Consider the following 12329-nt stretch of genomic DNA (forward strand, 5'->3'; position numbering starts at 1 on the left):
AATACTTTAATTTTAAAAATTAAAAAACAGTAAATAATATAGATGCCAAAAATTAGATTAAATAAAGCGGTTAAGGAATTCAACATTTCGATGTCCAGATTAGTAGAATTTTTACAGTCAAGGGGTTTCGAGGTTGAAGGCAATCCTAACGCTCAATTGGAAGAATCGGCATATTCTGCATTGGAGGCTGAGTTTGCTAAAGACGGCGAACAAAGAAAGGCTTCCCATGAGGTGGTGATCACTAAAGTTCCGGAAGAAAAACTGGAAATTGAAGAAAAGAAAACCCCTGAAGTGATAAGAGCTAAAGCAAATAAACCAGAAACTAGAATTTTAGGTAAAATTGATCTGGAACCTAAGAAGCCTGAAGTTGAGGAAGCTCCTGCAGCTCCCGTGGCTCCTGTTGCAACACCGGTTGAAGAAAAGAAAGAAGAAATCGTGAAAGAAGAACAGCCGGAAGTTAAAGCAGCTCCTGAAAAGCAGGAATTTAAAGTTTTGGATAAAATTGATTTGTCTCAAATAGAATCTAGAAACAGACCTGTGAAAAAAGACAAGCCAAAAATGGAGGAGAAAAAAGAAGAAGTGAAACCTGTGGAACCAGTAAAAGAAACTCCAAAACCTGCTGTTGTAGAGGAGAAAAAAGTGGAAACTCCAAAAGTAGAGGCTGAGCCCGAATCTCAGGAGCCTCAGAAAATTGAGACAGTGTATCAGAAACTTGATGGTCCTAAGATCGTTGGAGAAAAGATCGACTTGACTCAATTTGCACCAAAACCAGGTTCTGGAGCAAAAAAGAAAAGAAAGAGAATTGAAAAACCTGGTGGCCAGAATAACCAACAAGGTCAGGGGAACAATCAAAACTCAGCAAATAATAATAACCAAGGTGGACAAGGTCAAGGCCAAGGAAACCGTCCACATAATAATGGTGGACAAGGTGGAAACCGTCAAGGTCAGGGAGGACAAGGAAATCGTCCTCAAGGTCAAGGTGGCCAGGGTCAAGGCGGAAACCGTTTTGGAAATAACCAAGGTGGTGGAAACCGTCAGGGACAAGGTGGTGGCGGCTTCAAAAAAGGCGGCCAGAACAACAGACCTGGACAAAGAGTTATGCCAGTTGAACTGACTGACGAGCAAGTTAAAAACCAGATCAAAGAAACTTTAGAAAAACTTACTAATAAAGGAGGTAAATCTAAATCTGCAAAACACAGAAAAGACAAAAGAACTTTCCGTAGAGAGCAGGATGAGCGTCAGCAGGAGCTTGAGGCACAAGACAGAACTCTTAAAGTAACAGAATTCATCACTGTAGGTGAATTGGCGAGTTTGATGAATGTTTCTCCAACTGAAGTAATCTCTGCTTGTTTCTCACTAGGTGTAATGGTTACCATGAACCAAAGACTTGAAGCTGATACCTTATTATTGGTAGCAGATGAGTTTGGTTATAAAATTGAATTCTCAGATGCTGATCTTGAAGAAGGTGATAGCGAAGATGAAATCGACAGTGAAGAAAGCTTAGTGTCAAGAGCACCGGTAGTTACTGTAATGGGACACGTTGACCACGGTAAAACTTCATTATTGGATTATGTTAGAAAAACTAACGTAATTGCAGGTGAATCCGGAGGTATTACACAGCATATTGGTGCTTATAATGTGAAACTGGAAAACGGCCAGAGAATTACATTCTTAGATACTCCTGGTCACGAAGCCTTTACGGCAATGAGAGCGAGAGGTGCACAGATCACGGATATTGCGATTATTGTAATTGCTGCCGATGATGATGTAATGCCACAAACGAAAGAAGCAATTGCTCACGCACAGGCTGCACAGGTACCAATGATTATTGCGATCAATAAAGTTGATAAACCAAATGCAAACCCTGATAACATTCGTCAACAGCTTTCAGGCTTAAATCCACCGGTTTTAGTTGAAGAATGGGGAGGAAATGTTCAGGCGCAGGAAATTTCAGCGAAGTTTGGTAATAATGTAGACGTATTATTGGAGAAAGTTTTATTACAAGCTGAAATGCTTGAATTAAAAGCGAATCCTGATCGTTCTGCAAACGGTGTTGTTATTGAAGCATCTTTAGATAAAGGTAGAGGTTATGTTGCTACAATGTTAGTACAAACCGGAACATTAAGAGTTGGAGACTATGTAGTAGCTGGTAAAAACCATGGTAAAGTAAAAGCTTTACTAGATGAAAGAGGGAAAAACCTTGCAGAAGCAGGTCCTTCAATTCCTGCAACAATCTTAGGTTTAGATGGAGCACCAACAGCTGGTGATAAATTCCGTGTATATGCTGACGAAAGTGAAGGTAAGGCTATTGCTAACAAGAGAGAACAGCTTCAGAGAGAACTTTCTATCAGAACGAAAAAACATACAACGCTTGAAGAATTAGGTAGACGTATTGCTTTAGGAGAATTCAAAGAATTGAATATTATTCTTAAAGGTGACGTGGATGGTTCTGTGGAAGCGCTTTCTGATCAGTTACAAAGATTGTCAACAGAGGAAATCAGCGTGAAGATCCTTCACTCAGGTGTAGGACAGATTACTGAATCCGATATCAACTTAGCAGCTGCATCAGATGCAATTATCATTGGATTCAATGTGAGAGCAGGCGCTAATGCAAAAGAACTTGCAGACCGTGAGGAAATTGAAATCAGAACATACTCTGTAATCTATAAAGCTATAGATGAGGTAAAAGAAGCAATGGAAGGAATGCTTTCTCCAGAAATTCAGGAGCAGGTAATTGGTAATGTTGAAATCCGTGAGGTATTCAAGATTTCTAAAGTTGGTTCAATTGCCGGATGTATGGTTCTTACCGGAAAGGTTACAAGACAATCAAAAGTACGCCTATTAAGAGATGGTATTGTTAAATTTGATGGTGAACTTGAAAGCTTGAAGCGTTTCAAAGATGATGTTAAAGAAGTTACGAAAGGCTACGAATGTGGTCTGAACCTGAAAGGTTATAATGATATCGAAATCGGAGATATTCTTGAAGTTTACGAAGAAGTAGCGGTTAAGAAGAAACTGAAATAATAATTTCAGATAAAATATAAAGCAGGCATCTCAGATGCCTGCTTTTTTAGTATAATAGATCTAAATATTTTAATTCTGATTCAAAAAAGTAACAAGTTTTATCAAGTCTTCGTCTTTATCAAATTTTATTTTATTGGATTTAAAGAAACTGGTTAAGCTGTCTTTTTGATCTGGAAATTGATTAATAATATCCTTTTGGTTTTTAGGCTTCTTGATAAAGCCATTTTGTGTTTTAATGTAGTACACTGTGGGTAATGTTCTAAAGTTAGCAGGTTTTTCACTTGCGTAAGAATTTGCGGCAGGCACTACATCTGTAAATTTGGTTTTGATCTTTTTGTATAAAGTGTTTTTTCCGTTCACCAATTCAAAGAAATATCCATTTAAATCATCTGAAGTGTCGAGTAAAACTATCACTTGTTTAGGAGAGAGAACTTCAATTCTTGACAAATCAGTTGTTTTTGGAAGAACCTGAATATTTCCGTCTTTCTTAAATTCAATTTCATCAGTGTAGCTGTTATAACGTATAGGAACTTGTTCATAATTAATAGCAATCTTTGCATTGGAAAACTCTTTCCCAATATATGGGGAATCTCCTGCAATCTCATCGTATTTAAATGTTTTACCTGTAGTTGAGTTGATGCCATCAAATACAGATTGTGCTCCTGTAGCACCATTTACTGAAAGTGTATTTTGTGCAAAGCTAAAACTAAAGCTTGCTATGGCTAATGTTGTTAAAACAATTTTTTTCATGTTTAATTTTATTTTAGGATATAAATATATTACTTTTAAAAGAAACCCGGGTTTATTTTTTAAGTTTAATGAATGAAGATATTTACATTGTTGGAGAGTAAAATTAAAGATAGTACAAAATTAAAAAAAATACCTAGATGCTTGAAAATTAGCATCGTTGCAATTTAGATTGATTATAAATAATTATTTTTGGATTGTTTTGAAAGTGTTAAAAAGCAGGTAATTTAAGTTTTTGATTTAAATTATAATAATTTTTAATGGCTAATATTATGAATTATGATGTGTGTGGTGGGTTTGAACTGGTTTATCATGAATATATCTAAGATTTGTGAATCTGAAAAATTTGCTAGTGTTAATATTTATTAACATATTTGCTCCTAAAATATATTAAAATTTGTTAATATGAATGTTAAATTACGTGTATTAACGGCTGGTGTTTTGTTTTTTACAGGACAGGCTGTATTTGCTCAGGAAAAAGACTCCAAGGACAAAAAAGACAAGGAGACAAAAATTGAGGAAGTAGTTGTCTTAGGATATAGTAAGACCGCTACAAAAGCAAAATCTACAACTTCTTCAGTGACAGTAGGCGCTGAAACCTTGGAAAACAGACCTAACATTTCTGTTCTGAATTCAATTCAAGGAACAGCACCAGGTATTGTTATTAACTCAGGATCTGGTTCTCCGGGTTCTGGTAAATTCAATATCTTGATTAGAGGTATGAGCTCTTTGAATGGTTCAAGAGATCCATTATATGTAGTAGATGGTGTTATTACTTCAGGTTCACAGTTTAGAAACTTAAACTCTTATGATATTGAGACATTCAGTATCCTGAAAGATGCACAAGCTACAGCAATTTATGGTAACAGAGCTGCAAATGGAGTTGTTGTAATTACAACAAAAGGAGGGAAATTTAATTCTGGATTGAAGATTTCTTATGATGCATTGACCTCTTTCTCAATGATACCTAAGCCTGACTATAATATGTCAAGCGCTAAACAACAGTTACAAATACAAAAAATTTATGGAGGTGGGTACGCTGCAGATCAGGGCTTATCTCAGGAGGATATTGATAACTGGTCAATAGATACTGACTGGAGAAAACAATTTACTCAGGTAGGTATTTCCCAGCAGCATAACCTAGCTATTACAGGGGGAGGTGAAAATATAAACAACTTCTTGTCTTTAGGGTATTTAGATAGTGAAGGTACTGTAAAATCTACTGATTTCAAGAGATTTACCTTAAGAAATAACTTAAGTGGTAAGTCTAAAGATGGTAGATTAACTTTTGGTACAATTCTAGGTTTAGGATACTCTAAAAGAAACCAGTTAGATGATGAAGAAAATACAGGAATTAGTTCCAATGTAATCCAAAATGCATTATTTGGAAGTGTGCTTTCACCTTCTTATGTAGCACCTAATCCATATTCTAATGGAGTAGAGCTATTTAATGCGATTGGACAAAATAGTGCAGGAAATAGAGCTTGGATTCTTCAGGATAACATTAATGGAGGAGTAAGAAACAGATTTACTGAATTAAGTATTTCTGCTAACGCGAATGTAAATTATAAAATTACTGATTATCTAAGTGTAGGTAACAGAACGGGTATAGAGTATAAAGAATACGAAAGAGTTTTTGCAAGAGGAGCTCAAGGTTATTTATCTACAGCTGTAGCTGCAGGAGCAGGTGCTAAATATGGTGGATCAGAAAGTTTTACTACAACTCAAGATCTGACATTTAACAGTATTACAAATATTACTTTCAACAAAACATTTGGTGATCATACTATTTCAGTTGCTGCTTACATGGATTATATCAAAGCTCATGTAAATACAAATACTCAAACTCAAAATGGATTAAATCCATTACAATGGCAGTTTGGTGCTGGAACAGGATACATTCCTTTTAACCCTGATACACCGAATATCTACAGACCTACTGTAGGTGCTTCAAAAGTAACAGCTGGAACCTTAGCTTATTTTGGAACAGTAGACTATGACTATAAAGATAAATATGGAGTAAGTGGAGTTATCAGAAGAGATGGATCATACCGTTTCTTACCTACTAACAGATGGGAGACTTTCTGGTCAGCGGCCGTAAGATGGAATATTGATAAAGAAGATTTCATGGCTAACTCTGGATTCAGATTGCTTAAATTAAGAGCATCTATCGGTACTACAGGTAACCAGAATTTAGGAGTTGCATCTAATAACCAAAACCCATTAGCATTACTTCCAAATAACTTCCTTGATTTATATTCAGGAATTTCAGGATACCAAAACTTGTTAGGATATAACTTTGTGAATTTATCGAATCCATATTTGAAGTGGGAGCAGGTAAAACAAACAAATATTGGTGTTGATTTTAACTATAAAGGTCTTGTAGAAGGTAGCTTTGACTACTATCAAAAGAGAACTACAAGAATGTTCAACACTTTACAAAGATCAGCTGTTACAGGTACTTACGGTATTAGAGGAAATGACGGAATCCTTGATAACAAGGGAGTTGAAGGTTTAATCAGGTTTAATGCAATAAGAACAGAAAACACTAAGCTATCAATCTTTGTTAACGGTGCTTACAACTCTAACAAAATCGTTTCAATGAGTAACGAAGATTTGTCAGGAGATGTTGTTAATGCTATCGGAGGTCCTGCTAGTCAGTATCAACTATATCCATACGTAGGAGTAAATGCTGCAAATGGAAATATGCAATTCCTTGATATCAATGGAAATATTACAGAAAACCCACAACCTTCAGATAGAAGATTGACAGGGAAATCTCCATATGCTAAATTTACAGGAGGTTTTGGATTTAACTTCCAATATAAAGGATGGTTCCTTGATACATTATTCTCATACCAACAAGGAGGATATATTTATGACAATTTATACTCTTGGGTAATGAATCCTGATTATGCGGCTGCTAATATTAATGTATCTGCTAATTTATTGAATGCTTGGACTCCGGAAAATACTGGATCTGACGTACCTAATTTATTTGCTGATAATGCTGGTACAGATGGTTCTTCAGATAGATTCTTATATAAATCAGATTTCATAAGACTTAAAAATGTTTCTTTAGGATATTCATTTACTAAAGATCAGTTAGGAAAATTACCTGTTAAAGGAATTAAAGTATTTGTTCAGGCTGAAAACCTATATACATGGAGCAGCTGGAAAGGATTTGACCCTGAGCCGGTTACTACGTACTCGTTAAATGTATATCCTAACCCTAAAACAGTATCAGTTGGGTTAAATGTTGATTTTTAATAAAAAAGAATTATGAAAAGAATTATAAATACAGTTTTAATTTTAGCAACTTTATCAGCAACAGGATTTGCTTTAAATAGTTGCCAAGATGCACTAGATATTAAACAGGCTGGAGAATTGAAGCCTGAAGAAGTATTTACTAATGTATCAAATTTAAACGAAGCTTTAAATGGATCTGTTTATGCCCTGTTGGATCCAATAGATGAAATATATTTTACTGCCGTTTTCACAGATGAAGTTAAGCCTGGAAGTGGAAGTGGAGGTCAGGAGTATGAACTACACAGATTTTTCCTAGATCCATCTACTCAAATTGTTGGAGGAGGTTCTGTAAGTACTGGTTCAAGTGATGGAATCTGGCTTAACAATTACAAAGTAATTAACAGAGTTAACAGATTATTGGAAGGAGCTAAAAATATCACTCCTAGTTCTGGTGAAGTTGCTCAATATAACAGTATTCTTGCACAGGCAAGAGCGATAAGAGCATTTTGCTATATTCAATTGGAAACTTATTTTGCTCCTAATATGAAGGACCCTAATGGATTAGGTGTTATTCTTATTAAAGATGTACCAGCAACTGATGCCAAGTTACCAAGAGCTAAGAATCAGGATGTTTATGACCTTATTAATGCAGATTTAGATTATGCTAGAAATATTTTAACATATTCTAATGTTGCAGCAGCAAGATATACTGTAGGTAAAGGATTCGTTAACGCTCTTTCTGCTCGTTTTAATTTATATAGAGGAAATACTACACTGGCTAAACAATACGCTCAGGATGTAATTAATAATTCTCCTATTTTGGATGCAGCGACAGGTTCTAAATTAACTGTAGCAAATCCTATTGTAACTAGTACATCTCCAGCAATTGACCTAACTAATGGTAGTACTTGGAGAAGTGAATTTTATGGTACTGCTTCTTCTTTCAATCCATACAGAAACTTATGGAATGATTCTTCAAGAGGTGAAATTATTTTCTCTCTTAACAGACTTCCTTTAGGTGCTGGTGCGACAATTGGATCAAGATGGAATACAAACCAATCTACAGTATCTGGAGTTCCAATGTGGTTCTTGGGTAGAAACTTGTTTAATTTAATTTATACTCCTGCTGGACAACCTGATAAAGGAGATATTAGACGATACAATTATATTGACCCAACATCAATCATTTCGGCAAATTACCAAAACGTTGATTCTAGAAATGATAGATTAGTTATTGATAAGTATCCTGGTAAAACAAGTACAGCTACAAGAAATGACCTGAAAGTCTTCAGATTGTCTGAAATGTACTTCATTTTAGCAGAAGCAGAAGTAGCTGCAGGTAATTTAGCAAATGCTCAGGCTCTTATTCAGCAGGTGAGAGTTGCTAGAAACTATTTAGGTACTGCAACAACTCCTGTATATGGAAATGCTCAATCTGCTTATGCGGATATCTTGAAAGAGCGTAGAATTGAACTTGCTCTAGAAGGTCACAGATATATCGACTTAAAAAGACTTGCAGTTGTTGCAGGGGTATCGATGGACAGAAATATAAAAGATGATTTTATCACGTTGCCATCTCTTAACCTGCCAAATGATAGTTACAAGTATACATTACCTATACCTGTACAGGAAACTTCTGCAAATCCAAATTGTCAGCAAAACCCTGGTTATTAATCATACAATAATCATTTGATATAGAACCCCTGCTCAAAGCAGGGGTTTTTTATGTCCTTTTATTTCTTATTTTTGCTGTACAATAATGAATAATGAAGTACATCCTTTTCATACTCTTCTCTTTAAGTTTTGTAGCCAAGGCTCAGGTCGTTAATAAAGCTGATACAAAGCCTCAATCTAAAAAAGAAGACACTCTTGTAATAGATTCCGGGAAAAAAGATTCCCTAAAAATTTTCAAGCCTACTATTAATGATTATCTGTATCAGACTCAGTTTTCTGAAAAAAAAGTTTTTGATACCGTAATGACTTTTGATAAAACCTATATCTTTTCACAACAAAATAATAAAGATAATTTTGGGAGAGTACAGACTGCCAATATAGGATCAGGATTCAATCCTCTTGTATTTGAGGTAAATGATGAGCAGAACCTATCTTTGCTGCCATCCAATAAATCGTATATGATCATTGGGGCCAATGACGTGAAATACTATGATGTAAAAACACCTACTGCTACATTTGTCTATCATAATGCAATGCGAAACGGGGCGGCTTTAACATCTACTTATACCCAGAATATTGGAAAAAGATTCAATTTTGCTCTTGAGTATATGGGACTTCGTTCTCAGGGACTTTACAGAAACTCATTAGCAGCTAATAATAATACTTTATTTTCAGGGCACTATATTTCAAAAAGTGGTAACTATGAAATCTTTGCTCACTATCTTCACCAGAATGTAAACAATCAGGAAAGTGGAGGTATTACAGAAGATAACCTTTTTATGAATGGTGACAGTAATTATAGCAACAGGCAAAATGCTCAGGTGAATCTGGCATCCAGCAGTTCACAGTTTTCTTACAGAAGATACTATCTGAGCCACCAGTTCACTCCATTTAATTCCGGAAAATTTCCTTTCAGCATAAGACATATTATTTCTCATCAAGGGAATAAATATTATTATAACCAGTCAGCTTTAGAGTCTTATTGGTATGATGCTCCCACTGAATTGGTTGATGGCTTCCCATTAACTACAAAAAAATATTCTGAAAACTTCAGCAATACGGTAAGCTTGATTTTTAATAATGAGAAATTCAAACTTGATGCTGGTGTACGTTATCAGATGATCAAATTGGGAATAAGAGATGTTGTTGCCCTAAATGGTGTTCCTTTTCCTGGTGAACTTAAAGAAAACAGAATCGGAGCGGTAGGAAATTTACAGGTAAAACTTTGGGATAAAATCCAGCTGAATTCATTCCTTGAATTTTCAAACGGGAGCCAGTTTAAAAGCTACCTTAAAACAACCAATAATCTGAAGTTTGAGCCTATTAAAGATTATTTTGTTAATGCCAAAGTAAATTTCCAAAGTGCCTATCCTTCGTTTAATTACTTGTTGAATACTTCGGTTTACAACAATTTCAATTATTATCTTGAAAATGCAAAGAACCAGTCTGTAATGGAAGTGGGAGGAAGGATCAACTTGAAATGGTTTAAAACAGAGATTTTTGCCAACTATTTCAGAATAGATAACTTTACTTATTTTGATAACAACGGAAATCCGAAGCAAAGTGATAATTCTGTGAATATCTCTCAGATCGGAGGTGATGCTACATTCAGCTTCAACAAATTCCATCTGAATACAAGGGTACATTTCCAAAATACTTTAACGAATAAAGAATTGCTTACCATGCCAGGTTTTATTGGTAGAGCTAATTTCTTCTACCAGACACAGGCATTCAAAAAAGCTGCGGAAATCCAGGCAGGTATTAAAGTGTATTACTTCTCTAAGTTTGCATCAAGAGATTATTTCCCTGTTCTTAACGAATATATCCTCCCAAGAGCAGATTCATTTTCAATTGGAGGACAGCCTATTGCCGATATCTATATCAATATGAAAGTGAAAAAGATGTTTTTTTTCATAGAAGGTCAGCAGATAGGAACTGTTATTTCCAATAACAAAGCATATGCATTTCCACATTATCCGGTATATGATTTCAGATTGAATATCGGGATCGTGTGGTATTTGTTCAACTAAAAACTGTACAGGTTGAAAACAATAAATAAAATATCATTCAACGATATAGAAAGTATTCCTCAATTGGTAAAAGATTTTTTGACTCAGAAAATTGAGGGTTTTGAAAATAATACATTTTCTTTAGATCATTTTAAACAACAGATTCATCTGAAAAAAGACTCTTTTTCATCAGGGAAGAGAGAAATTTTATCTGAGGTATTCGCAGACCAGCTTTCAAGCTTGTCCCTTTCTTCAAAACAGAGAGAAAATCTTGAAAATCTTAGACAACCTAATACATTTACCATTACAACAGGACATCAATTGAACCTGTTTTCGGGACCTGTTTTCTTTGTCTATAAAATTCTCCAGACGATAAAGACATGTACCTATCTGAAAGAAAATTTCCCGGATTTTAATTTCGTTCCGGTATATTGGATGGCTTCAGAAGATCATGATTTCGCAGAGATCAATCATTTTAAAACCGAGAATAATTATTACGAGACCAATGAGAAATCAGGCGGTCCGGTTGGAAGAATTCAAATCAGTGATACCTATTTTATCTCTGAATTTGAAAAAGAATTCAAAGACTCTATTTTTGGAACCGAGCTGATTTTAATGATGAAAGAAGCTTATAAAGCTGGAAACACTTTAACGGAAGCTATTAAGATTCTTGTCAATCGTCTTTTTTCAGAATTTGGGCTTTTGATTCTGGATGGAGATTCTAAAGAACTTAAAAATCAGATAAAGGAGATCTTTAAAGATGAACTTCTTCACTTTGGTTTACAGAAAACATCTAAGAGTAAAGTAGATTTTCTGACAGAGAGATATGGGAAGGTTCAGGTAAATCCTCGCGAGATTAACCTATTCTATCTTTCTGAAACCAGAGACAGAATAGAATTTAACGGACAGAAATACATCATCGTAGATAAAACGATTCAGTTTACAGAAGAAGAAATACTGTCTGAATTGGAAAATCATCCGGAAAAATTTAGTCCTAATGCTTTAATGCGGCCAGTGTATCAGGAAAATGTACTGCCGAATCTGGCTTATATCGGAGGAAATGCCGAAATCATGTACTGGCTGGAACTTAAAGACTATTTCTCAAAAATTAATATTCCTTTTCCTATACTTATCCCAAGAAACTCTATGCTTTTCCTGAAAGAGAAAACATTAGGGAAAATTGAGAAACTGGATCTTAAAATAGAAGATTTTTTCCAGAATTTTACCGTACTTACCAATCATAAAATTTTAAAAGACAATCCGATTTTACAATTACTTGATGAGAAAGAGGAATTGTTGGTTAGCAATTTTTCTGCATTGAGAGCTTCAGCAGAAACAACCGAAAAATCTTTCGGAAATATGGTAAAGGCAGAAGAAGTACGACAATTAAAATCATTCAAAAGAATGAAAAAACGTCTGCTTCATGCTGAAAAAATAAAACAGAATGAATTGCTGGAAAGACTTGAAAATCTGTTTTTAGATGTTCATCCCGCAAAAACATGGCAGGAAAGAGTGTATAACTTTAGTGTATTCTTTTCAGATTATGGCTATTCGTGGCTTGAAAATTGTTTGGAAGAAATGGTGGTTCAAGATTCAAAATTAATAATTGTTGCCATTTAATTTTAA

The 12329-nt window shown here is 34.9% G+C and carries 6 protein-coding genes; 5 read left to right on the plus strand and 1 reads right to left on the minus strand.

The annotated features are described in order from the left end of the window. The first annotated feature begins 42 nt into the window (after nt 1-42). A complete protein-coding gene (gene infB / locus LC457_RS02525; protein ID WP_223598482.1) occupies nt 43-3024 on the plus strand; it encodes a translation initiation factor IF-2 in 2982 nt (993 codons plus the stop codon). A gap of 69 nt (nt 3025-3093) precedes the next feature. Here the strand turns inward: infB and LC457_RS02530 are convergent, their stop codons facing one another. Beyond that, nucleotides 3094-3774 carry a hypothetical protein gene (locus tag LC457_RS02530; RefSeq protein ID WP_223598483.1) on the minus strand — a complete coding sequence of 227 codons (681 nt, stop codon included), beginning with the start codon at nt 3772-3774 and terminating at the stop codon, nt 3094-3096. Nucleotides 3775-4176: 402 nt separating this feature from the next. Between LC457_RS02530 and LC457_RS02535 the strand changes: the two genes are divergently transcribed. From LC457_RS02535 to bshC, 4 genes are all read left to right on the plus strand, one after another. Next, on the plus strand, nt 4177-7041 hold the full coding sequence (locus tag LC457_RS02535; RefSeq protein WP_223598484.1) for a SusC/RagA family TonB-linked outer membrane protein: 2865 nt from the start codon (nt 4177-4179) through the stop codon (nt 7039-7041). 12 nt (nt 7042-7053) lie between these two features. Continuing rightward, entirely contained in the window at nt 7054-8694 is a 1641-nt protein-coding gene (locus tag LC457_RS02540; protein WP_223598485.1) for a RagB/SusD family nutrient uptake outer membrane protein, read from the plus strand. A gap of 92 nt (nt 8695-8786) precedes the next feature. Beyond that, nucleotides 8787-10724, plus strand: a complete 1938-nt coding sequence (locus LC457_RS02545) for a putative porin (protein ID WP_223598486.1) — start codon at nt 8787-8789, stop codon at nt 10722-10724. A gap of 12 nt (nt 10725-10736) precedes the next feature. Further along, nucleotides 10737-12323: a bacillithiol biosynthesis cysteine-adding enzyme BshC gene (gene bshC, locus LC457_RS02550; protein ID WP_223598487.1), complete on the plus strand. Its 1587-nt coding sequence runs from the start codon at nt 10737-10739 to the stop codon at nt 12321-12323. The last annotated feature ends 6 nt before the right edge of the window (nt 12324-12329 follow it).

Origin of the sequence: Chryseobacterium sp. GVT01B, from assembly GCF_019970045.1 — a bacterium.
In the GTDB taxonomy this organism is placed as follows: domain Bacteria; phylum Bacteroidota; class Bacteroidia; order Flavobacteriales; family Weeksellaceae; genus Chryseobacterium.

Excerpts from the sequence above, each read along its gene's own strand:
- infB (WP_223598482.1), top strand. The coding sequence starts at position 43 with ATGCCAAAAATTAGATTAAATAAAGCGGTTAAGGAATTCAACATTTCG.
- LC457_RS02530 (WP_223598483.1), bottom strand. The coding sequence starts at position 3,774 with ATGAAAAAAATTGTTTTAACAACATTAGCCATAGCAAGCTTTAGTTTT.
- LC457_RS02535 (WP_223598484.1), top strand. The coding sequence starts at position 4,177 with ATGAATGTTAAATTACGTGTATTAACGGCTGGTGTTTTGTTTTTTACA.
- LC457_RS02540 (WP_223598485.1), top strand. The coding sequence starts at position 7,054 with ATGAAAAGAATTATAAATACAGTTTTAATTTTAGCAACTTTATCAGCA.
- LC457_RS02545 (WP_223598486.1), top strand. The coding sequence starts at position 8,787 with ATGAAGTACATCCTTTTCATACTCTTCTCTTTAAGTTTTGTAGCCAAG.